The sequence below is a fragment of the Algihabitans sp. genome (genome assembly GCF_965226985.1).
GTDB lineage: Bacteria > Pseudomonadota > Alphaproteobacteria > Kiloniellales > DSM-21159 > Algihabitans.
The window spans coordinates 912,645-933,289 of record NZ_OZ245712.1; the positions used below are offsets into that span (position 1 = coordinate 912,645).

19 protein-coding genes are annotated in these 20,645 nt (G+C 64.8%); 10 read left to right on the forward strand and 9 right to left on the reverse strand.

Annotated features, from left to right (window positions below; all coding sequences use genetic code 11):
- Positions 1–70 precede the first annotated feature (70 nt).
- From ACO054_RS04030 to ACO054_RS04050, 5 genes are all read left to right on the forward strand, one after another.
- Positions 71–2,386 carry an efflux RND transporter permease subunit gene (locus ACO054_RS04030; protein WP_421709162.1) on the forward strand — a complete coding sequence of 772 codons (2,316 nt, stop codon included), beginning with the start codon at positions 71–73 and terminating at the stop codon, positions 2,384–2,386.
- A gap of 125 nt (positions 2,387–2,511) precedes the next feature.
- Positions 2,512–3,603, forward strand: coding sequence for a type III polyketide synthase (locus ACO054_RS04035; RefSeq protein WP_421709163.1), 1,092 nt, complete (start codon positions 2,512–2,514; stop codon positions 3,601–3,603).
- Positions 3,596–4,084, forward strand: coding sequence for an isoprenylcysteine carboxyl methyltransferase family protein (locus ACO054_RS04040; RefSeq protein WP_421709164.1), 489 nt, complete (start codon positions 3,596–3,598; stop codon positions 4,082–4,084). The genes ACO054_RS04035 and ACO054_RS04040 overlap by 8 nt, the downstream gene beginning before the upstream one ends.
- Before the next feature lie 285 nt (positions 4,085–4,369).
- The gene (gene ppa / locus ACO054_RS04045; protein WP_421709165.1) at positions 4,370–4,897 is read left to right on the forward strand and encodes an inorganic diphosphatase; all 528 of its coding nucleotides are present in this window, start codon (positions 4,370–4,372) and stop codon (positions 4,895–4,897) included.
- Positions 4,898–5,214: 317 nt separating this feature from the next.
- Positions 5,215–5,922, forward strand: a complete 708-nt coding sequence (locus ACO054_RS04050; RefSeq protein ID WP_421709166.1) for a LuxR C-terminal-related transcriptional regulator — start codon at positions 5,215–5,217, stop codon at positions 5,920–5,922.
- A gap of 28 nt (positions 5,923–5,950) precedes the next feature.
- On the opposite strand, the gene ACO054_RS04055 is transcribed toward ACO054_RS04050, so the two are convergent.
- Together ACO054_RS04055 and ACO054_RS04060 are read right to left on the reverse strand one after the other, a co-directional pair.
- On the reverse strand, positions 5,951–6,493 hold the full coding sequence (locus ACO054_RS04055; protein WP_421709167.1) for a Fur family transcriptional regulator: 543 nt from the start codon (positions 6,491–6,493) through the stop codon (positions 5,951–5,953).
- Positions 6,490–6,810 (reverse strand): hypothetical protein, encoded by a 321-nt coding sequence (locus tag ACO054_RS04060; protein WP_421709168.1) that lies wholly within the window; start codon positions 6,808–6,810, stop codon positions 6,490–6,492. Before ACO054_RS04060 ends, ACO054_RS04055 begins: the two co-directional genes overlap by 4 nt.
- A 131-nt stretch (positions 6,811–6,941) precedes the next feature.
- On the opposite strand from ACO054_RS04060, the gene ACO054_RS04065 reads away from it, so the two are divergent.
- Both ACO054_RS04065 and hspQ read left to right on the forward strand, forming a co-directional pair.
- Positions 6,942–7,196 (forward strand): hypothetical protein, encoded by a 255-nt coding sequence (locus tag ACO054_RS04065; protein WP_421709169.1) that lies wholly within the window; start codon positions 6,942–6,944, stop codon positions 7,194–7,196.
- Positions 7,193–7,510: a heat shock protein HspQ gene (hspQ, locus tag ACO054_RS04070; protein WP_421709170.1), complete on the forward strand. Its 318-nt coding sequence runs from the start codon at positions 7,193–7,195 to the stop codon at positions 7,508–7,510. Before ACO054_RS04065 ends, hspQ begins: the two co-directional genes overlap by 4 nt.
- Positions 7,511–7,567: 57 nt before the next feature.
- Here hspQ and ACO054_RS04075 read toward each other — a convergent pair whose 3' ends face one another.
- A complete protein-coding gene (locus ACO054_RS04075) occupies positions 7,568–8,737 on the reverse strand; it encodes an MFS transporter (protein ID WP_421709171.1) in 1,170 nt (389 codons plus the stop codon).
- Between the two features lie 240 nt (positions 8,738–8,977).
- On the opposite strand from ACO054_RS04075, the gene ACO054_RS04080 reads away from it, so the two are divergent.
- Positions 8,978–9,634, forward strand: a complete 657-nt coding sequence (locus ACO054_RS04080; protein WP_421709172.1) for a TetR/AcrR family transcriptional regulator — start codon at positions 8,978–8,980, stop codon at positions 9,632–9,634.
- 23 nt (positions 9,635–9,657) lie between these two features.
- Here the strand turns inward: ACO054_RS04080 and ipdC are convergent, their stop codons facing one another.
- The 6 genes from ipdC to ACO054_RS04110 form a co-directional block, all read right to left on the reverse strand.
- Positions 9,658–11,286, reverse strand: a complete 1,629-nt coding sequence (ipdC, locus tag ACO054_RS04085; protein ID WP_421709173.1) for an indolepyruvate/phenylpyruvate decarboxylase — start codon at positions 11,284–11,286, stop codon at positions 9,658–9,660.
- 153 nt (positions 11,287–11,439) lie between these two features.
- Complete coding sequence (locus tag ACO054_RS04090) at positions 11,440–13,443, reverse strand: PhoX family protein (protein ID WP_421709174.1); 2,004 nt, start codon at positions 13,441–13,443, stop codon at positions 11,440–11,442.
- A 280-nt stretch (positions 13,444–13,723) separates the two neighbouring features.
- Positions 13,724–14,005: a rubredoxin gene (locus ACO054_RS04095; protein WP_421709175.1), complete on the reverse strand. Its 282-nt coding sequence runs from the start codon at positions 14,003–14,005 to the stop codon at positions 13,724–13,726.
- A gap of 21 nt (positions 14,006–14,026) precedes the next feature.
- On the reverse strand, positions 14,027–16,453 hold the full coding sequence (locus ACO054_RS04100; protein ID WP_421709176.1) for a molybdopterin-dependent oxidoreductase: 2,427 nt from the start codon (positions 16,451–16,453) through the stop codon (positions 14,027–14,029).
- Between the two features lie 189 nt (positions 16,454–16,642).
- On the reverse strand, positions 16,643–17,815 hold the full coding sequence (locus ACO054_RS04105) for an amidase (protein WP_421709177.1): 1,173 nt from the start codon (positions 17,813–17,815) through the stop codon (positions 16,643–16,645).
- Positions 17,812–18,642 carry a tryptophan 2,3-dioxygenase family protein gene (locus ACO054_RS04110; RefSeq protein WP_421709178.1) on the reverse strand — a complete coding sequence of 277 codons (831 nt, stop codon included), beginning with the start codon at positions 18,640–18,642 and terminating at the stop codon, positions 17,812–17,814. The genes ACO054_RS04105 and ACO054_RS04110 overlap by 4 nt, the downstream gene beginning before the upstream one ends.
- Positions 18,643–18,728: 86 nt before the next feature.
- Here ACO054_RS04110 and ACO054_RS04115 point away from each other — a divergent pair, with 86 nt between their 5' ends.
- Both ACO054_RS04115 and ACO054_RS04120 read left to right on the forward strand, forming a co-directional pair.
- Positions 18,729–19,760, forward strand: a complete 1,032-nt coding sequence (locus ACO054_RS04115) for an alpha/beta fold hydrolase (protein WP_421709179.1) — start codon at positions 18,729–18,731, stop codon at positions 19,758–19,760.
- 133 nt (positions 19,761–19,893) lie between these two features.
- The gene (locus tag ACO054_RS04120; protein WP_421709180.1) at positions 19,894–20,637 is read left to right on the forward strand and encodes a DUF6134 family protein; all 744 of its coding nucleotides are present in this window, start codon (positions 19,894–19,896) and stop codon (positions 20,635–20,637) included.
- The last annotated feature ends 8 nt before the right edge of the window (positions 20,638–20,645 follow it).

The window sequence follows — 20,645 nt, forward strand, 5'->3', positions numbered from 1 at the left end:
AGAACATGCGATCTGAAAGAGGGCCGCGGTTCGGCGATGCCCAGGTCGTTGAGGAGCATCGCGCCTAAGCATGCGGTCGATCGGTTTCGGTGCCGAGCGTCTCGGTCTCCTGGCTGTGCGCTATCCCTGGCTGGCGCTCGGCCTGTCGCTGGCTCTCTTCGTGGTCTCTCTCGCCGGCTTGCTGCAGCTTCGCTACGTCGACGATGCTTGGCGAGTCTTCTCCGGCGACAACGCTGTCTCCAATTCCTACGACCGTCTGTTGGCCATGACCGGAAACGCCTCCGACAGCTTCTTCGTGATCGTCGAGGGCAATTTCGCCGATCCGACTGTCCTGAACAGCTTTCGGGTCTTCGCCGATCGGGTTGCGCAATTGCCCTCGGTTGATCGCGTCGCGACCGTCTTCTCCTTGGCGGATCTTGGCGAGACGCTGGATCTTGCTGCCGGCCCGGGTCTGGAAATGGCTCCAGCAGGTGAAACTGCTAGACGCCCGCTGCCGCTGCCTGAGGAGCTGGCGGCGCATCCTCTCAGTCAGGGCTTGCTGCTGTCTCAGGACCTTTCCCTGGCCGCTATTGCCGTCGATCCGCACGGTGACCCGAGAGATTTAGAGATGCTGCGCCAACTTCGCGGCGAGGTGACGCATTTGGTCGGCAGCGCGCCGCCCTCCCTGACCGCTCATCTCAGCGGCCTGCCTGTCGCGCGCGGCCAGGCGATAGAGTCTCTGGTACGCGAGCAGCCCTTGTTGCTCGGCTTCGGGCTTGCGATTGGATTTCTTTGCGGGGTTTTGCTGCTCGGCCGCCTGGTCGATGCGCTCGTGATCGCCAGCGTTCCGATTTTCACGGTGACCGCCACCTACGGCGCTATCGGACTGAGCGGTCTGCAGATGACCGCGCTGCTGAACAACCTGCCTCTTCTGATTTTGGCGCTCGGTTTCGCGACCTCGATGCATCTCGTCTATGATGCGCGCAGGCGTCTTCACGAGACCGACTACGACTTCGTCACCTTGAGAGCGACGGTCCTGAAGATCGGGCCCGCCTGTGCCTTGTCGGCCTTCACGACCATGCTCGCGTTTCTGTCGTTCGAGGTCTCCGGATCGGACGCGATCCGTGAGTTCGGCCGGATCGGCGCTCTGGCCGTGTTCGGCGTTTTCCTCGCCGCGATGCTGGTCCATCCTGCATCCGTTTTCATCGCACTGCGCCTGGGGTGGCGTCCGCTTCCAGCCGAACGGGGCGATAGCCGCCTCGCGCGCTGGTTCCAGGCCCAGGCCGCGACCCTGGCGAGATGGCTGACGCGGCATCGGCGCGCTGCCTTGGTGGTCGGTCTTCTGCTTGTCCTGCTCGCTGGCTACGGCAGCAGCCGGGTCGCCCCGGGCTACTCCGCGCTCGAACAGATCCCCAGCTCATCGCAAACTTACCGTATCGCTCAGCTGGTCGAGGAGAAGCTGGGGGGGCTGCACCCCATTCAACTTCCCCTGCCGATCTCCTTCTCCGCAGCCGGCGGCGATGGGGCAAGCGCCTTCGAGGGTGGACCGCTGCAGGCGCTTGCTCAGGTGCGGCGGGTTCATCACGCCGTGGAGGCGACCTTTCCCGACCGGCCGGTGCTCTCCATGACCAGTGTCATCCGCTGGCTGGAGGGGCAGGGACTCAGTGCCGGCTCCGCGACGCTGAACCATCTGTTCGAGACAGCTCCGCCTCTGCTTGGCCGCTCCGTCGTTTCTGCTGACGGCACCACGGCGATGATCACCCTCTGGGCGCGAGAAACCGACGATATCGGCGCGGTCGCGGAGGAGCTCGAAAGAGTTGCTGGTCGCGCACTGGAACGCGATTTTGACCAGAAGGCCAGCGGCTTCTCCGTGCTCGCGGCGCGCGCCGCTCCCTCGGTCATCGAACGCTTGCAGTTTGGTCTCATTCTTGCGGCTGTCGGGGCGGCCGCACTGATGGCGCTGGCCTTTCGCAGCTTCGCGGTTCTGCCGCTCTGTCTTTTGCCGAATCTTCTCCCTGTTCTAGCTGTCGGTGCCCTGCTTGCCGCGCTGGGAGTCGATCTGACTCTTGCGACGGCGCTGGCCATGACCGTGGCGCTCGGGATCGCTGTCGACGACACAGTACACATGACCTCCGCAGCGCTCGAGGCGCGACGCTTCCACGCCTCCGCAGACGCCGTCGTCGTCGCGGCGCGGTCGGTTGGACCTGTCTTGATCGTCACGACAGTGGTTCTGATGGTGGGACTGGCGCCTGCGCTGTTCAGCTGGTCGCCTGCAACGGCTGCATTTGCCGCCTTCGCTATTGTGACGATCGGTTTGGCACTGGTGGCGGATCTCGGCGTTCTCCCGGCACTGCTGGCGATCTACCTCGGGCGAGGTCGGGGCTTGCCGGAGGCCGAGACCTCATGACGCGGCCAACACATCCTTGTGAGACACGAGTCACATCCGGAGTCCGCACCCCACGTACTTGGGGTGCAGTGGTAAGTCCGGCCGCAGACCAGCTCTTCGGCCACCGGTGGAGCACGACCTAGACAATGAACGCCCCCTTTTCTATCCCTGCGACGGAGATTGTAGCCGGCGAGAGTCCCGTGCGGATCGGCGGCATCGGTACCGCGCTGCCACCGCACCGTCTCGATCAGAGAGAGGTGGAGTCTGCGGCCGGTCCGATCTTGCGCGACAGCCTACCCGACTTCGACCGTCTCGCGCGTAGCTTTGCGAGCGCTGGGATCGACACGCGCTATTCCGTAGCTCCGCTCGATTGGTTCGCTCGTCCGGGAGGGTGGCATGAACGGATGACGCTGTTCCGGCAGGGCGCGGGCACACTCTTTCTCGAGGCCGCCGCTGCGGCCCTGGCCGAGGCCTCCCTCCGGCCCGAGGATGTCGATTGTGTCGTGACCGTTTCCACCACCGGTATCGTCACCCCCAGCCTGGACGCTCAGGTTCTGGAGGCACTGGGATTGCGGCGAGACGTGACGCGAGTCCCGGTCTTCGGGCTCGGTTGCGCTGGCGGCGTCAGCGGTCTGTCGATCGCACGGCGGATGGCTGCCTCCCATCCCGGCTCCAACGTGCTGCTCGTGGCCGTCGAGGCCTGCACGCTTTCCTTCCGCCGCGACAATCCGCGCAAGGCCGACATGATCGCGACCATGCTGTTCGGCGACGGCGCGGCGGCCGTGTGCCTGTCCACCGCGGCGAGCGGCGCCGTTCTCGGCGCAGGTGTCGAGTTCACCTGGCCCGCTACGCTGGAGATCATGGGCTGGGACATTCAAGACGATGGCCTTGGCGTGGTTTTCGACCGGTCCATCCCCGCGTTCCTGGAGCAGCACCTTGCCGAAGCGGTCGAGACGAGCTTGCTGCGTCTCGCGTTGTATCGGTCGCAGATTACGCGCTTCGTCTGTCATCCCGGCGGTGCCAAGGTGATTCGCTCGCTCGAGTTGGCGCTGACGCTGCCGCGGGGCGCGCTGGATCACGAACGCTCGGTTCTGCGCCGCTACGGCAACATGTCTTCGCCAACAGTCCTCTTCGTGTTGCGTGAGGTTCTGCGCGAGGCACCTCGCGGCTGTCTGCTCCTGACCGCTTTGGGGCCGGGCTTCACGGCCGCCTTGCTCCCGGTTCATGCCGATGGCTGAGGGTGCTCTTCTGCTCGCCGTAATCACGCTGCAGCGTATCCTGGAGCTAGGTCTGTCGGCGCGTAACACGCGCCGGCTGCTGCAACGCGGCGCCGTCGAGATCGCTCCGGGTCACTACCCTTTGATCGTCGCCCTCCATACAGCGTGGCTCGGTGTCTTGTGGGTTGTGGGATGGAACCTGGAGGTCTCTGGTGTCTGGCTGACTGCCTATCTTGCGCTGCAGCTTTTCCGTCTCTGGATCCTGGCCAGCCTCGGGCAACGTTGGACTACCCGCATCATCGTTTTCGACGAGCCTCTGGTACGGCGCGGTCCCTATCGCTTCCTGCGGCACCCCAACTACCTTCTCGTGGTCCTGGAAATCGCGGTCGTGCCTCTCGCACTCGGCTTGCCCTGGCTGGCCGTGATCTTCTCGCTGCTGAATGCCGGGGTCCTCCTCGTTCGCATCCGCGCCGAAGACCGGGCGCTTGCCGCTTTTCGATAGCGGTTTGAAGCTTTGCGGTTCTGATTCGCCGCCATTTCACGGCGGCACGTTCCGACGATCGCAATCGGCTTTGGCCGCCGCCGTCGAGCTCTGCATATCGACCGCCTTCCTACGAACGCGCTTTGCGATTCCCTAATGCCGCAATCCGCTCTAGAAACTCGGGCTAGTCTGGGGCAGTCATCTAGGCCGGTCATAGGCCGATTGTCCGAATGGGTCTTTGGACCCGACCGTTTGCCTGCCCGGCGCTGCCAGGGCGCTTCCTCCCCACACTGTGAGACAGGACTCATGGACATTACGAAGATCTCGGTGGGTCACAATCCGCCGCAGGAAATCAACGTCATCATCGAGGTGCCCCTCGGCGGCGATCCGGTGAAATACGAATTCGACAAGGAGTCGGGGGCGATCTTCGTCGACCGCTTTCTCCACACGGCAATGTTCTACCCCTGCAACTACGGTTTCGTTCCCCATACGCTGGCCGACGATGGTGATCCCGTGGATGTGTTGGTTGCCGGGCCCGCGCCCGTCGTTCCGGGGGCCGTGATCCGCTGTCGGCCTGTCGGCGTGTTGGTGATGGAGGACGAAGCTGGCCAGGACGAGAAGGTCTTGGCGGTCCCGGTCGACAAGCTGCACCCCTATCACACGGATATCGAAAGCTACCGCCAGTTGCCCGAGATCCTGCTGGAGCAGATCGCGCACTTCTTCGAACACTACAAAGACTTGGAGCCCGACAAGTGGGTCAAGATCAACCACTGGGGCGATGCCGACGAGGCGCGCAAGATGATCGCGGCCGCTATAGAAGCGGCCAAGCGTTAACCTCGACACATCTCCAGGTTAAGTAGAGGAACGGGTGTATTTTCTGTGCTCCGGCGTGTTGTTTTTGTCCTGCCGGATGGTCAAAAGCTGCTACTGGGCAATGATCCTTCGAGACTCGATCTAGATCAAAAGCTTCGACTCCAAGAACTCTTGTTTCTGTCACAGAAAAATTACAACTAGTCTTGTCTCTGCCTCTGACGAACTATTCCATCTCCTAAGGGGCTGGTGTAGCCTTCTACTATTGGTGTCTTCTGGCAGGATCGGCAGGTGCGCGTCGGGGGACGTTGCGAGCTCCCAGTAGGTAGGAGAAGCGTCTTATGCCCGAGTCGAGCGTTGCCGTCTTGAAGAGCGAATCCGATCAGAGGATCGACATTGCCCTTGTCGACGGTACCAACCTGTTTCGCGAGGGCGTTCTGCGTATCCTCAGCGGAACCCAGTTCCGTGTTGCCCGTCACGTCGAGGCGATCGACGATCTTCTCGCACTAGGGGCCGGGGACTGTGACTACAGTCTGGCGATCATCTCTCTGCCAGACGACGATGAGACGTTCGGTGAAAAACTCGGCGAACTGCACCGGATCTGCCCGCAGGTTCGCCTCGTCACGCTGGCCGAGACTTTTGACGTCGATGCTGTGCGCCACTGTTTCATGGCCGGCGTTGACGGGTTTCTTCTCAAGACGATCTCCAGCCGTGCTCTGCTGAACTCGCTGGAGCTGGTCATGCTGGGTGAGCGCGTCTTCCCGCGCCAGCTCGTCAATCTGCTGCTGCCGCGCAGCTTCGCGGGACGGTCGGCGTCGCCTCTGCTCAACGGCGACCTTCGCAAACTGTCCGAACGCGAAATGGAGATCGTTCGCTGCTTGGTTGCCGGCCACTCCAACAAAGTGATCGCTGCGCAACTCTCGATCACCGAAGCGACCGTCAAGGTTCACCTCAAGTCGATCTTACGCAAGATCGGCGCGTCGAACCGGACTCAGGCCGCCATCTGGGCGCTGCATAACGGCGTCCAACCTCTGGAATCGGCAGCTTGAGGTTTCTCGAGAGGTGAAACGTCGCCTTTCAGGCCGGACTCCTGGCCTCTGACGGGGCCTGGCAAACGGCGCAGACCCCCGTTACCTCGACAACCTGACGCTCGATGGTGAATCCCGAACGCGCGGCATGTTCGGCGATTGTCCCAGCGACCCCAGGGTCGTGCAGTTCGTCCGTTGCTCCGCAGGCCTTGCAGATTAAGAACTGGGTTGCGTGGGGGCGGTCCGGATGGGGGCAGGCGACGAAGGCGTTCAGGCTTTCGATGCGGTGAACCAACCCTTCCGTCTGCAGGAATTCCAGGGCGCGATAAACGGTCGGCGGGGCCGTACGTCCGCGTTCGCCCGTCAGGCGGTCGATCAGTTCGTAAGCTCCGACCGGGTGATTCTGTTCGGCGATCAGTTCCAGCACGCGCCGGCGAAGAGTCGTCAACTGCCGGCCGCGTTTTACGCAGAGCGCCTCTGCCGCTGTCAGCATGTCGTCGAGCGCCTGGTGACAGCCTTTGGGACTGTGTGCTGTCATCTTCTTCAGCCCGCCCTGCGTCTCCGATGGCTGGCGGTGCTGCGCCTCCGTCATGACTTCGGTGCGCTGTCGCTCAGATCCGTGGCCTCGGCCAGATTGCAGCCGCAATAGGGGCAGGACAGCCGACTCAAGGCCTGCCGCACGGCGTCCGGTGTCGTCGCGACTCCTTCGCTGTCGAGCAGCGTCACAACTTCCTTCACCAGGTCGTCGTGAAACAGTGGGTTTCGCGCCGTACAAGCATTGCGGTAGATCTCGGCGGACCCAGCGTCCAGAGGTTCGACCGAGAACGCGCGCGCGCCGGACGGCAGAGCGATGGCTCCGCCGGCCAGGCCGGCGAGCAGCTGGCGTCGAGAGGGGCGTTGCATTGTCATGAGCAGAAGATAGCCGGAGTTCTGTGGCGGGAAAAGGGCGGTCCCTGTATGCTTAGACCTTGATCCGACGCCGCCTCTGCCGACATGTGCCCTGTATGACAGCAACTGCATCCTGAATCGACGAGACTGCAATGATCCTGCGCAGCCTTTTTTGGTCGGCCGCGCGCCGTCTTGCCTCCGACGAACGCACGCGCGCCAAGGCTGAGAAGTTCATCCAGACCGAAGTGCGACCCCGCGCCGTCGAGGCCGCGCGTCGGGCGGGACAGGCTTACGGAGAGGTTCGTGCCGACTGGGCTCAGCAGACAGACAAACCGGCCGCTTATCGCGCCGGGCGGATGCTGCGCAACTTCTCCCGGCGTCTTGGTGACGGCGGCGAGGGGCGATGAGCCCAAGCCGGCCACTCTTCATGATCGGCGAAATCGTCAATCACGTGAAGTTCGGCTATAGGGGCGTGGTGGTCGACGTCGACCCCGTCTTCGGCCTGACGGAAGAGTGGTACGACCAGGTGGCCCGCTCGCGTCCGCCCAAGGACAAGCCTTGGTATCATGTGCTGGTCGATGGTGCCCAGCACGTTACCTACGTGGCCGAGCGGCACCTACAGCCCCATCCGGACAAGACGCAGATCGACCACCCGGAGCTGGGCCGCTTTTTCAGCCGCTACGACGGCCATCGCTACATCCTGCGCGAGACGGCCCACTAGAGTAGGATTCATGCCTCCGATGCGAGCTATGCCGCTCACATCAAGGGTGATGGTGTTCTAGGCGCCTTGTCTGCGACGCCCGACCAGGGCCATCGCCAGAGCGCCGACCAGCGCGGCCGAGACCATCGCGACGACGAAGCCGTGCGGTTGCCAGACGCCCATGGCGACGCCGCCGACGGACGGACCAACCATGGCGCCCACCTGATAGGTGATTAGGAAGGCGGCATTGGCGACCGCCAGATCCCGCACTGGAACTTTCTGTCCGATGAAGGTCAGGCCGAGCGTATAGAAGCCGATACCAAGACCGCCCATGACGAAGACGGCGGCAGCCCGCCAGACCGGATCGATGGTCAGAGGCAAGGTCGCGGCAATAGCGGCGAACAAGAAAGCGCCGCCGATCAGCACGACCCGTGCCGAGGCCCGGTCGGCCAGCCAGCCGACGACGAGCTGCAGGGCGATCCCGCCGACCATGAAGAGTGTTAGAAGCCGAAGGGCCTGGTCCTCGGTCGCGCCGTTCTGCAGGGCGTAGATCGGCAGCAAAGCGAAATGCCCGAGTTCGAGCAGTCCGCCGACGACGCCGGCCACCATAGCGACGGGTGCCAGCAGAAAGGCCCCGAAGACGCCCGTGTCGGGGTGTTCGGGCATGCTGGGCGCCAGAGCCGCCGCCGCGATGATCGGCACCACAGCCAGCAGGATGCCGGCCGCTCCGATCACGAAGGGCGTCCAGCCGACGATTCCCACCTGGTCCAGGATAAAGGGTCCGGCGGCGAAGCCGCTAAAGAGCGCGATCGCGTAGAGGGCCAGCATACGGCCGCGAATCCTGTCGTCGGCCACAGTGTTGATCCAGGTCTCGCCGACCAGCCAGGGCAGGGCAATGCCGGCCCCCATGATGAAGCGCAGGATCAGCCAGGCTTCGGGCGAGGGGAAGAGCGGCATGAGCAGGAACCCGCTGCCGACCAGAACGCAGCCCAGCGCCATGGCGCGGATGGTGCCGAGATAGCCGACCAGTTTCGGGAAGAAGGGCAGGCAAAGCAGGATCGCCAAAGCCGGTGCGGACCCTACCAGACCGTTCAGCCAGGTCGGCGCGCCCCACTGTTCGAAGGTCAGTGCTGTGATGGGATAGCCGATCCCGTAGGAGATGCCGACGCCGATGGTCGAGGCAACGACGGCGGCGATGCTGAGGAACCTCTGGCGCGGTGTGAGATCGAGAGCAGTTGCAACGGACATGCGGCACTCCTGTCGATAGCCGGGGCGGCGATCTTATTTCTACGATGAAGAAATATAATCTCTACAATACAGAAAAAACAAGCCTCTTTCTGCGACCCCGGGATCAATCTCTCTGAACCCTGATCCGCGACTCTCACATTGCAGCTTATGGCGGTGTTCGGCGGTCTCCAGCGGAGAAGCGTTGAGCTTCTCAGGGAAGAACTATAGTCTCTACGAAGTAGAAAATAGGAGGTGTTCGTCTTGCCGAGGAAGGCCGCGCGGCCCGGCCCCAAAGGTCTGGCGCCCGCTGAGATCGTTAAGTCTGCAATAGCCTTGCTGGAGAAAGAGGGAGAGGCGGGCTTCAGCATTCGCAAGGTCGCCGCGGCAGTCGGCTGCGATCCCATGGCGGTGCTCTATCACTTCAAATCGAAAGCCGGTCTTGAACGAGCGATGGCCGATGCGCTCAATGCCGAACTCCAACCTGTCGACCCTACGGCCTCTTGGCGCGAGCGTCTTGCGGGCTTGGCGCATCAGTACCGCAAGCTGGCGCTGCGCCACCCGCGCACCTTTCCGCTGCTTCTGCGCTTCTGGGTGACCGGCCCCGCCGACTACCGTCATGCCGAGATGATCTATCAGGCGCTGGCCGACGCGGGTTTCGACGACCGCCGAACGGTCGATATCTGCTTCGGTTGGTACGCCAGCATTCTCGGTCTGGCCGCGGCGGAGGTGGGGGGCCTGCTGCAGCCGCCGAGTGCGGAAATTCTTGAAGAGGTGCGCGGTCTCGACGCTGCCGACTTTCCGGCGACGACCCGTCTGGCCGCGACCTTCGCCGACCAGGAACCGGGCCAGATCTACGACCTGATGATCGAGACCTTCCTGCAGGGCCTGGAGCGGTCGCTCGAAGCCGGTAGGGCATAGCGCGGGCGGGGCGTCGCCGCCCGCTACTGCTGCCCGCGACCCTTCTTCACCCCTGCGACGAAGCGCGAGAGGGTGTCCGACATGGCGCCGCGCTCCAGCATGACCTCGATGAGCTGGAAGCGGCCGCGCGTCGTCATCGCCTTGTCCAGGGCGGCCTTGAGGTCTGCCTTGGTGCGGACCCGCACACCGTCGCCGCCGAGCGGCCCGGCCATCTCGGCGAAGCGCCAGTCGGACAGGTCGTTGAAGTCGGACTCGGGTTGGAAGGCGCGCAGCATCTCCCAGCTTTCGTTGTTGTAGACGATGACGATGGGGTCCCAGCCGTAGCGCCGGCAGTTACCCAGCTCCCAGCCCGTCATCTGAAAGGCGCCGTCGCCGACCAGGATGAGCGTCCGCTTGCCGCTCGCGGCCTGACCGCCCAAGCCACCCGGTACGCCGAAGCCCATGCCCGCGTAGTAGCCGTTGGCCGCCAGCTCGGTGTTTTCCATCTCCATCGCGGTGAAAAGGCAATCGCCTACATCGCTGACGATCGGGAGAGGACCGTGCTGGCGCATCAGGTCGTTGACCGCCCGTGCGATGTCTGTCGGCTGAACCGCCTCGTCCGTGCTTTCGAGCATGGCGGGATAGCTGGCGGCGGCAATCGGCTGGCCGCGCTGCGCGTTCACCGGCGTGGCGCGCTCCAGCAGTGCCTCGACCAGGGCCTCCAGGGGGACGTCGCCGTAAACGTGCCGGCTGACCCGAACCTCGCGACCTAGGGCATGCATCGCCGTGCCGAGATTGATCTGCTTTTCGGAGACGCCGAAGTTGGTGTCGCAGAGGATGACGCCCAGCAGCAGCAGCCCGTCCGAGGTCTCGACCAGCTCGCTGATTTCGGGCCGTCCCGCCGCGCCCAGATAGGTTCCTAGAGGTTGTGCCGGCGTCTCGGCGAGCAGGCCGCGCCCCATGAAGGAGGTCACAACGGGCAGCCCAAGCGTCTCGGCCAGGCGGGCCACCTTGTCCTCCAGTCCGAAGCGGCGGGTCTCCACCCCCACCATCAGGGCCGGCCGCTCGGCCTTGGCCAGACGGTCCAGGATCTCGTCGGCGCATTCGGCCAGCGCCTCGGCATCGGTCGGCGTGACCGGCAGGGCCTCGGTCGGCGCCGTTTCCGCGAAGACCAGATCGCGCGGCACCTCCAGATAGACCGGCATCGACTGCTCGACCGCTGACCGCAGCACCCGGGCGATCTCCGCTGGCGCCGTGGCGGGATCGTCCAGCACCGCCTGATCGCAGGTCAACTCGGCCATCACCCGGAACTGGCTGTCCAGGGTCTTGGCCTGATGATGCAGCAACAGGCCGGAGGTCCGTTCGGCCCGGCCCGGCGCGCCGGAGATCACCACCAGCGGCGAGCGTTCGGCCAAGGCGCAGGCGACGGGATTGACCAGATTGAAGGCGCCGGCACCGTAGGTCACCGCCGCCACACCCAGCCGGCTGCCGAAGCGCGCCGCGGAGTCGGCGGCGAAGCCAACCGCCGGTTCGTGACTGAAGGTGTAGAGCGGAAGGATGCCCGTCTGCTCCACCGCCTTGAAGAAGGGCAGGGCGAAGTCGCCCGGAATGCCGAAGATCTCGCGGGCGCCATGGTCCTTCAGGGCGTGCAAGAGGGATTCCGCAAGGTTCATGCCTAGGCTGCTCCCTTAGGTAGATTTCGACTGCAGAAACATATCGCAGTGGCGGCGGTCTAAGGAAAGCTGGGAAATGGGATAAGGGTGAACGGAAAACGGGCGGCGAGGATACCTCGCCGCCCGTCTGCAGTGGCAAGTTTGCGGTCGCGATCAGACGCCGATCTTGCCGCCGTCGTCTTTGGTGATGGTCACCACGGAGGGACGCGGGGGCATGCCCTCCTGGAAGTCCGGCCAGCGCGTGGCGGGATCCTCGAAGGTCGAGTTCCGTTCGAAGCCCGGGTAGGCCTTGGTACCGTCGGTGGCCGGATGCTGAACCGCGACAAACAGCGTGGTGTCGTCGGGCGTAAACTTCGGCCCGCACATCTCGGCACCCACGGGCACGCGGAAGAACATCTTGCCGGTGCCGCGCAGGTCGCCCTCTGTTTCCATCGCCCAGACGCCGTCGGCGGTGCCGCTGAGCGACCAGCCGCTGCCCTGGTCCGTGGTGATCCAGAGACGTCCCTGGTTGTCGACCGCGCAGTTGTCCGGAGAGGCGAACCAGCCGTTCTCCGTCGTCGCCGGGTTCCACATGGCGCCGACCTCGCCGTCCGCGGGATCGCCGCAGACGACAAGCATGTCCCAGGTGTCCTCGGTGGAGGCGTGGTCGCCGTTGGCGGCCGTGATCTCGACGATCTGACCGAAGCGGTTCTCGGCGCGGGGGTTGGCTGCATCCACCTGCTCGGCGGTCCGACGGCTGTTGTTGGTCAGCATGACGTAGATCTTGTCGGTCGCCGGGTTGGCCTCGACGTCCTCGGGCCGGTCCATCGGCGTGGCGCCCAGGGCGTCGGCGGCCAGGCGGGCGTTGATGACCACGGTGGCCTGATCGGGGAAGCCGTTCTCGGCCGTCAGCGGTCCTTCGCCCTGGACCAGTGGCAGCCAGGCGACGGTGCCGCCCGCATCGAAGCGCGCCACGTAGAGCGTGCCCTCGTCCAGCAGGTCCATGTTGGCAGCACGGTCGTCAGGGTTGTAGGTCCCGGCGCTAACGAACTTGTAGAGATAGTCGAAGCGCTGATCGTCGCCCATGTAGACCACGATGCGGCCGTCCCCGTTGACGATCGACTCGCCGCCCTCATGCTTGAAGCGGCCGAGCGCGGTGCGCTTCTTCGGCGTCGAGGTCGGGTCGAGGGGGTCGACCTCGACGATCCAGCCGAAACGGTTGCTTTCGTTCGGCTCCTTGGTGATGTCGAAGCGGTCGTGGAACTTGCCCCAGGCATACCAGGCGCCGGGTACGCCGTAGCGCTCCAGGGCGGCCTGCTGCGGATGACCCTCGACGTCGCCCCAGAAGTAGCCGTGGAAGTTCTCTTCCGCCATCAGGTAGGTGCCCCAGGGGGTGATGCCGCCGGCGCAGTTGTTGATCGTGCCGACGACCCGGGTGCCGCCTGAGTCGACGGAGGTCTTCATCAGGTCGTGACCCGCGGCCGGCCCGGTCAGGTCCATCTCGGTCTCGAGCGCGGTGATGCGGCGGGCGTAGTCGCTGCCCGAAACCACGTTCCAGGCGCCGTCCACCTTCTCGATCTCCAGGATGGAGCCGCCGTGCGCGGCCATCTCCACCTCGACCAGGTCCTTGGTCATGCCGGCGAACTCGGCGTCGCCGTCCTGCTTGCCCAGGCCCGGGAACATCACCTCCTCGTTGGTGTATTCGTGATTGACGCAGAGCAGACCGCGCTCGGCGTTGTCCGAGCCGAAGGGCAGGCCGATGTAGCCGACGTAGTCGTTGTTGTAGCCGAACTGCTGCGCCTGAGCGGCAGCCGTCTGACTCATCGGATCGAACTCTGGCGCATCGGCCAGAACCGGATCGCCCCAGCGGATCAGAACCTCGGCGCTGTAGCCGGGCGCGACGTGGTGCGTCTCGTCGACACCATGGGAGATTTCGCTGAAGTTGAAGGAGGCGGAGGCAGCTAGTGCCTTCTTGCCGCCCAGGGCAGCCAAACCGCTGCCGGCGACCGCGCCGATGGCGGCGACGCCCAAGGCGCCCTTCAGGACGTCGCGGCGGCCGAAGCGGCGGTTGATGACGTCGCCGATGGTCGGCCTGTCCGAGCGGTTGGAGGGGGTGTCTTCGGAAGCTTCGTAGGCCTCCGCGCGGCAGGAATAGCGCGACAGATCGCTGTTCTTCATGGAATGACCTCTCCCGAAAGGGCGCGCGCGGCGTTCACCGCGGCGCTCGTTGTTTGATACATGACGGGCGGCCGAGCGTTCAGGGCTTGGCCTTGGAAGGAGAGGTACGCGGCAGGTTTGACGGTTCTGTTACGGCTCTGTGAAGTTCCGCCTTCATTTGTGCGCAATTGTTTGGTCAACACAGAGTTGAGCCGCGATTATCCCCGGAGATCTCACTGTTTGTAATGTCCCAGCGGTCCTTGCGACCTTTTGGCCGGGGCTTTGCCGATCGCGACCGGATCTACCAGAGGTACTTCGGAGCCCCGCATTCCGGGCACTCCCAATCGTCGGGCAGATCCGCGAAGGCGACCCCTGGCGGGATGTCGTGCTCCGGCACACCGATCTTGGGATCGAAGAGGTAGCCGCACTCTGTCTCCGGGCAGCGATAACGCTTCAGCTTGGCTGCGATGGCGACGCTGGGGCCGCGGATGGCCAGAATCGGTAGGGCGGCTGTGACGATCACCAGGCTGCGCAGCAGGGCACGGCGCGTCGGGCCGCCGCCGTCGGTCTCACGGTCTGTCATCGTTGGGCTCTCTCGGGCGTGTCAGGCGACTTCGGGGGGATCGTAGGCGGTGATGTCCGGCAGCGGCCCGTCGGTTTTCTCGATCTGGACAAGCGCGCTCTGCGCGGCACAGGCTTGGCTCAAGCGTGAACTGCCGATGTCCCAGGTCACGAGATTCGGGTTCCCGTGCTTGTCGAGGGACCCCGGGACGCCCGGCTCCAACGGATCGATCCAGGCGCCCTCGTGGATCATCGCGACACCCGGCCGGACGCGGTCGCTGACGATGACGCCGACCTGGCAGGCCCCTCGCGCATTGAAAAGCCGCGCCACGTCGCCTGTCTCAAGACCACGTTCCGACGCGTCGTCGGGGTGCAGCCACAACGGCTCGCGCCCCTGGATCTTGCTGGCGCGCGCCAGCGGGCCGTTGTCCATCTGACTGTGCAGACGGTGCTGCGGATGACTGGAGATCAAGTGCAGTGGCGTGTCCTCGTTGGCCCTGCCTAGCCATTCCTCAGGCTCCAGCCAAGTGGCCTGACCGGGGCAGTCGTCGTATCCCATCGCCGCGATCTTCTCCGAGAAGAGCTCGATGCGGCCACTGGGGGTCCGCAGGGCGTTGGCCTCTGGATCGGCTCGAAAGTCCGCCAGATAGACATACTGGTCTTCCGGGCGCGGCATGACGACTAGGCCGTCTTCCCAGAAGGTTTCGAAGTCGGGCAGCACCAGTCCCTCGGCAACCGCCCGTTCGCGCGCCCGGCCGTAGAGGTGCCGCAGCCAGCCCATCTCGTCCCGGTTCTCCGTAAAGTCGGCGCGGTAGCCCAGCCGCTCCGCAAGATCGGCGTAGATGTCGAAGTCGTTGCGCGCCTCGCCGACCGGCGCCACGAGCTGCGGCATGGCGAAGATGTAGCGATCGCGCGGGCTGGCGCCGATGTCGTTGCGCTCCATCGTTGTCGTCGCCGGCAGCACCAGGTCGGCGCGCCGCGCGGTCGGGGTCCACCAGGGCTCTTGCACGATGACCGTCTCCGGCTTGGCCCAGGCGCGGGTCAGCCGGTTCAGGTCCTGATGGTGGTGGAAGGGGTTGCCGCCGGCCCAGTGGATCATGCGTATGTCGGGGTAGGACATCCGCCGACCGTTGAATTCGAACGGCTGACCGGGCTGCAGCAGCATGTCGGCGATGCGCGCCACCGGGATGCGCAGCTTGACCGGATTGCGACCGCGCGAAAAGCCTGGAACGCTGACGTTATTGGGCGGAAAGGCATAGCCGTTGATCGAGGTGTAGCTGAAGCCGAAGCCTCCGCCAGGCAGGCCGATCTGCCCGAGCAGGGCCGCCAGCAGGACCGTGCCCCACCAGGGCTGTTCGCCGTAGCGCGCCCGCTGCAGGGACCAGGCGGTCATAATCATGGTCCGCCGCGCCGCCATCTTGCGAGCAAGATCGCGGATCCAGTCGGCCGGCACCTCGGTCAGCTCGGCCGCCCAGTCTGCGTCCTTCGGCTGACCGTCGCTCTCGCCCAGCAGGTAGGGCCGCGCGCGCTCGAAGCCGACGGTGTAGCGCTCTACGAAGGCGAGATCGGCCAGGTGCTCGGTCAGCAGCGTGTGACAGAGCGCCAGCATCAGCGCGATGTCGCTGTTCGGCCGGATCGGGCGCCATTCCATGCCGAGCACGCCGACTTCGTCTTCGCGCACCGGGTTGATGGCGATCATCTCGATCCCGGCGGCCTGGCACTGGCGCAGCCATTTTTCCGTCGTGTGCTCGCCGCTGCCGCCCCAGGTAACCTGTGCGTTCTTGAAGGTCGCGCCGCCGAACATGACGATCAGCTTCGTATGCCGGACCAGCGACGGCCAGGTGGTGAAGGGGCCGCCGATCGCCTGATTGCTGCCGAGCAGATGGGGCAGCAGCACCATGCCCGCGCCGAAGGAGTAGTTGGTCAGATCGTCGACGTAGCCGCCGTGCAGCGCATAGAGCCGGTTCGTCATCTCGTCGCAGGCGTGGAAGCGGCCGCCCGAGGCCCAGCCGTAGCTGGCCGCGTAGAAGGACTCGTTACCGTAAGCGGCCTTTACGCGCTGCATCTCCTCGGCGGCGATGTCGAGCGCCTGATCCCAGTCCAGCTCGACGAAGGCTTCCTTGCCGCGATCCGCGCCGTCGGACTTCTCGCGCTTCTCTAGCCAGGACTTGCGGGCCATCGGCTTGGCGATCCGGGACTTGTCGTAGAGGATCGCTGGGAAGTTCTGGATCATTGCCGTGGGGAAGGGGTCTCGCTCGAAGGGCGCGACCGAGACCAGCCGCCCGTCGACGACGCGCGCGCGAAACGCGCCCCAGTGGCTGGAGGTCAGAAGTTCCCTATCGTTCGGCAGAGCGAAGCTCGGCTTGAGGCTGCTGGCTGCACAGGCGGCTGCCGCACCGCCGGCTAGCAGAAACCGGCGGCGGTCCAGAGAGGGTCCGCGAGCGATTCCGAAGAGATCTCGCACCGCCATGACCGAACCTCCTCCCTGATGTCCAAAGCTTGGTCGTGGGCGGTAATCTGCAAGTTGCAATGCGCAAAAGCATTGAGATGAGTCAAGTTTAACTGTGTACGAACTCCATGTTACTTATCTAGTTCATCAAATATAAATAAAACTGTCATATTTCATTTGGTTCGGGGAAAGTCGGACGTATGCGCTGCGTCAATCCGAAAGGTGTTCCGCAAGAGCTGCCAAGTCGCTGTCGCGGCCTGGTTCCGCGATGAGAGACAGTCCGACCGGGCCGCCCGTGACCCTGCCGGCCGGCATTGTGACCTGCGGCGCTCCAGACAGGCCGGCGATGCAGGTCAGTTGCGCGATTCGCGGCCAGTCGCGGTAGGCTTCGGTCGCGGAGGCGCTGCGTTTCGGGGCCGGATCGGGAACGGTCGGCAAACAGAGCAGGCTCTCTTCGTCCAGGCATTCCAGCACGGCGCTGCGCATCGCGGGCCAGCCATGGACGGCGGCTTCGTGGACCTGCGGATCCAGTCCGGCACCGGCCGCGAAGTTTGCGGCGACGTTGTAGGCGAAGCGCGGGTTCGTCTCCAGGATCCAGCTTTGCAAGGTCGCCCAGGCCTCGCGTTGCTGCAGCGCGATCTGACGGTCGCGCCAGACCGTGAGGCCCTCGTCGGCAAGCGTTCTCCGCTCGACCTCCGTCGCGGCCTGCATCAGCTTGTCGAGATGCGGTTGGAGCGCCTGCCGCGTTTCCTCGCTCACGACGGCCCAGGCGTCCTCCGGCAGCAACAGCTTGAAGGACTTGGCCTCGCCGCTTCCGAACACGGTCTCTGTCGTTCTGCGCAGAGTTTTCGCATCCCGGGTCATCCAGCCCAGCGTGTCGAAGCTGGGGGCCTGCGGCAGCACACCCTCGAACTGCAGACGGCCGTGGCTGCAGCGCAGTCCGTAGAGGCCGCAGTAGGCTGCCGGTACGCGCACCGAGCCGCCGGTGTCGGTGCCGAGCCCGATGTCGGCCAGGCCGCCGGCGACGGCAGCTGCCGAGCCGCTTGAGGAGCCACCGGGAAGGCGGTCCGGAGCGGCTGGATTGATCGGCGTGCCGTAGTGGGCGTTCAACCCGAAGATTCCGCGCGACAGCTCGTCCGTATGGGTCTTACCGATCAGATCCGCACCGGCCGCGAGCAGGGTTTCGATCAGGCTCGCGCTTCGCTCGGCGGGCGGATGACTGGCTGCCCAATCGGGATTGCCGCCACCGGTCACGTCGCCGGCCGTGTCGTAGAGATCCTTGGCGACGAAGGTCAGGCCCGTCAGCGGGCCGCCCGCCTGCCCCTTGATGGCACGTCGCGGTCCCGCGACGAAGGCGCCGAAGTCTTCGGACGCTTGGGTCATGCCTCGACCTCGGCAGCCCCGGACGTAAGCCCCGGAAACAGGGGCGCTAAGGTCTTGTCGTAGGTCTGGAGGTAGTCCCGGAAGGAGGTGCCGCCTGTGCCGACCTCGACGCCGACGATCTCGAGCTGCCGCGTCGCTAGCTGCAGATGCGCGCGATGAAACTGCAGTTGATGGCGGTCGTAGGCGGCGAATTCGGCCAGCAAGGCCGCCGTGGCCTCGTCCCGGCGCAGCTCCGCCAGGGCGGCGGAGACCTCCTCGGCGGGTGCATTCTCCAGCAGCCGCCGATAGTAGTGGGCGAGCCCGTGATGCCGGTAGCGCTCCAGCCAGTTACTCACCTGTGCGCCGTAGCGCCTCTCGAACTCGCTCTCGGCGATATGAACCGCCCCGGACGCGTCTGCGGTGCCGCCCTGCCAGTAGCGCGGAACGCCGCTCATGATTTCCAGTTGGCGAAACTGGAACGACTGGAAGCCGCTGGTCGGGCCGATCGAGGTACGAAACTCGGCAAAGGCACGCAGGCCGCCCAGGATCGGCATGGTGGCGTTGACCGTTCGCCACAGCTTGTTGACCCTCTTCAGGAAGTAGACCGCTTCGTCGCGCTCCGGGACGGCGAGGGCGTCCAGGGTGCGCTCCAAGTCCAGGATCATCTGATGAAAGGCCAGCTCGCAGATCTGGTGGATCGCGATGAAGAGATCTTCGTCCTGGGAAGCCGTGATCGGTTGTTTGCAGGCCAGCAGACTCTCGAGACTGTGATAGCTCCAGTAGTGATTGTCCTCCGCGCGCAGATCCGGATCGCGTGGCGGGAGCGGTTTGGCATCATAAGGCTTCATGGCGCACCTTTGGCGATCCGGCTTCAGTCTTCGGGGCCGCTAGGCTATGAGGCCGCCGTCGGCCGCACAACTGTAGGATTGTTAGGATGACTGCCGCTGCTCCTCCGCCCTACGAGGTCTTCGAGGAGACCGATTGGCCGCTGGTCGGCGGCCAGCGGCTGCCACGCGCCCGACTGGCCTACCGGAGCCACGGACGGGTCGGCGAAGGCCTGCCGATCCTGACCTGTACGGCCTTTGCGCAGACGCCCGCCGACCTGGACTATCTGGTCGGACCCGGCCGACCGTTGGATCCGACGCGCCACTGGCTGATCCGGACGGAGCTGCTGGGTAACGGCCGCTCGTCGTCTCCCTCCAACACGCCGCCGCCGTTCGACGGTCCCGACTTTCCGCCGGTGACAATTCGCGACAACGTCGCGCTTCAGGCCCGGCTACTCGATCATCTTGGTGTGGGGCGCCTCGGGGCCGTCGTCGGGGCCAGCATGGGCGGGCAGCAGGCGCTGCAGTGGGCGGTCAGCCATCCCGATCGGGTGGCCCGGGCGGTCGTTCTGGTCGGATCGGCTCGTGCCGGCCTGCACCAGCAGCTCTTCCTGCACAGCCTGGAGCGGGCCCTGACCGCCGATCCCGCCTTCGCGGCCGGCCGCTACGACGCACCGCCGCTCGAGGGGCTGTCGCGCCTGTCCGAAACCTGGGCGCCCTGGGCCCTGTCTCCGGACTTCTTCCGCCTCGGCCATTATCTCGAGTACGAGGATACCGCTGCCGGCGACCTGGAGGGCTTTCTCGCGAAGTGGCGCCGCCGCTACCATGATCGCGATGCCAATGACCTGATCTGCCACCTACGCACTTGGCGGGCTCATGACATCGCAGGGGCGGGAGGGGATTTCGCTTCGGCCGCCGCCGCGGCGCGTCTGCCGATCCTTTTCCTGCCGTCTGCCAGCGACGCCTACTTCACGCCGGAACAAGTCATAGCCGAGGCGGCGGCTTTCCCGCAGGCACGCGTCCAGGTGATCGAAAGCCTGTCCGGTCATGCCGCCGGATTCGGACGGTCGGACTCGGATCGCTCCGCAGTTTTTCAGGCGATTTCAGACTTTCTTAACCATGATGATCATCCACTCGGCTGAGTCTTACGTATCACTTCCTATATGAGAGGTGATTGGGCCAGCGAGCGCCCTTGTCACGCGGATCCCCTGTCACGCAGATCCCCCGTCACGCGGATCTGTCGTCCGCTCCGATGGCTTCGAGAACGAGGACGTTATGACCCTGAAAAGACCTCTGCTCCTGCGCACGGCGATTGTGGGTGGCCTTGCCGCTGCCCTATGCCTTCCGGCGGTCGCGTCCATCCCGACGGACGGCGGTCTCGACTTCCGTGTTCTGCGTGGCGATTCTCCGTTGGGCGAGCATCGCCTGAGCTTTACGGAGCGTGACGGCCAACTGGAAGTGCTGGTTACCATCGATCTGGAGGTCACAGTCGGACCCTTCACCTTCTTCCGATACAGCCACGAGAACCGAGAGATCTGGCGCGACGGACAACTCGTCAGTCTGGTGGCGGAGACCAACGACGACGGTGACGACTACTTCGTGCGTGCCCAACAGACGCCGGAGGGCATGCGGATCGAGACCAAGGACGGTAAGGAGGTGGTGCCGACGTCGCTTCTAACCACCAGTTACTGGAACTACGACATGGTGGAGGCCGAACGCCTGCTGGACACCCAGAAAGGCCAGGTTCGGGAGGTCTCGACCGAGCTGGTCGGACCGTCGGACGTGTGGGTCGATGGAGAGGTCATCGAGGCACGTCACTACCGTATGAGCGGCGATCTCGATCTCGATATCTGGTACGACGCCAACAATGAGTGGGTGAAGACCGCGTTCGAGATCAACGGCGAGCAGATCGAGTATTTCCGAGGCGGCATCCCCGAGGACCTGGAGCGGGTCAGTTTCTTTGCCGGCCAGGAGGAGGAACGCGAGAACTCGCTGCTGAACAATCAGAACGACCGCTAGGTTTTCTT

What these genes read in the sequence shown, in the direction of transcription:
- ACO054_RS04115 (WP_421709179.1), top strand. Translation starts at nt 18,729, where the DNA reads ATGACTGCCGCTGCTCCTCCGCCCTACGAGGTCTTCGAGGAGACCGAT.
- ACO054_RS04060 (WP_421709168.1), bottom strand. Translation starts at nt 6,810, where the DNA reads ATGACAATGCAACGCCCCTCTCGACGCCAGCTGCTCGCCGGCCTGGCC.
- ACO054_RS04035 (WP_421709163.1), top strand. Translation starts at nt 2,512, where the DNA reads ATGAACGCCCCCTTTTCTATCCCTGCGACGGAGATTGTAGCCGGCGAG.
- ACO054_RS04110 (WP_421709178.1), bottom strand. Translation starts at nt 18,642, where the DNA reads ATGAAGCCTTATGATGCCAAACCGCTCCCGCCACGCGATCCGGATCTG.
- ppa (WP_421709165.1), top strand. Translation starts at nt 4,370, where the DNA reads ATGGACATTACGAAGATCTCGGTGGGTCACAATCCGCCGCAGGAAATC.
- hspQ (WP_421709170.1), top strand. Translation starts at nt 7,193, where the DNA reads ATGAGCCCAAGCCGGCCACTCTTCATGATCGGCGAAATCGTCAATCAC.
- ACO054_RS04050 (WP_421709166.1), top strand. Translation starts at nt 5,215, where the DNA reads ATGCCCGAGTCGAGCGTTGCCGTCTTGAAGAGCGAATCCGATCAGAGG.
- ACO054_RS04055 (WP_421709167.1), bottom strand. Translation starts at nt 6,493, where the DNA reads ATGACGGAGGCGCAGCACCGCCAGCCATCGGAGACGCAGGGCGGGCTG.
- ACO054_RS04030 (WP_421709162.1), top strand. Translation starts at nt 71, where the DNA reads ATGCGGTCGATCGGTTTCGGTGCCGAGCGTCTCGGTCTCCTGGCTGTG.
- ACO054_RS04040 (WP_421709164.1), top strand. Translation starts at nt 3,596, where the DNA reads ATGGCTGAGGGTGCTCTTCTGCTCGCCGTAATCACGCTGCAGCGTATC.
- ACO054_RS04100 (WP_421709176.1), bottom strand. Translation starts at nt 16,453, where the DNA reads ATGGCGGTGCGAGATCTCTTCGGAATCGCTCGCGGACCCTCTCTGGAC.
- ipdC (WP_421709173.1), bottom strand. Translation starts at nt 11,286, where the DNA reads ATGAACCTTGCGGAATCCCTCTTGCACGCCCTGAAGGACCATGGCGCC.
- ACO054_RS04095 (WP_421709175.1), bottom strand. Translation starts at nt 14,005, where the DNA reads ATGACAGACCGTGAGACCGACGGCGGCGGCCCGACGCGCCGTGCCCTG.
- ACO054_RS04075 (WP_421709171.1), bottom strand. Translation starts at nt 8,737, where the DNA reads ATGTCCGTTGCAACTGCTCTCGATCTCACACCGCGCCAGAGGTTCCTC.
- ACO054_RS04120 (WP_421709180.1), top strand. Translation starts at nt 19,894, where the DNA reads ATGACCCTGAAAAGACCTCTGCTCCTGCGCACGGCGATTGTGGGTGGC.
- ACO054_RS04090 (WP_421709174.1), bottom strand. Translation starts at nt 13,443, where the DNA reads ATGAAGAACAGCGATCTGTCGCGCTATTCCTGCCGCGCGGAGGCCTAC.
- ACO054_RS04065 (WP_421709169.1), top strand. Translation starts at nt 6,942, where the DNA reads ATGATCCTGCGCAGCCTTTTTTGGTCGGCCGCGCGCCGTCTTGCCTCC.
- ACO054_RS04105 (WP_421709177.1), bottom strand. Translation starts at nt 17,815, where the DNA reads ATGACCCAAGCGTCCGAAGACTTCGGCGCCTTCGTCGCGGGACCGCGA.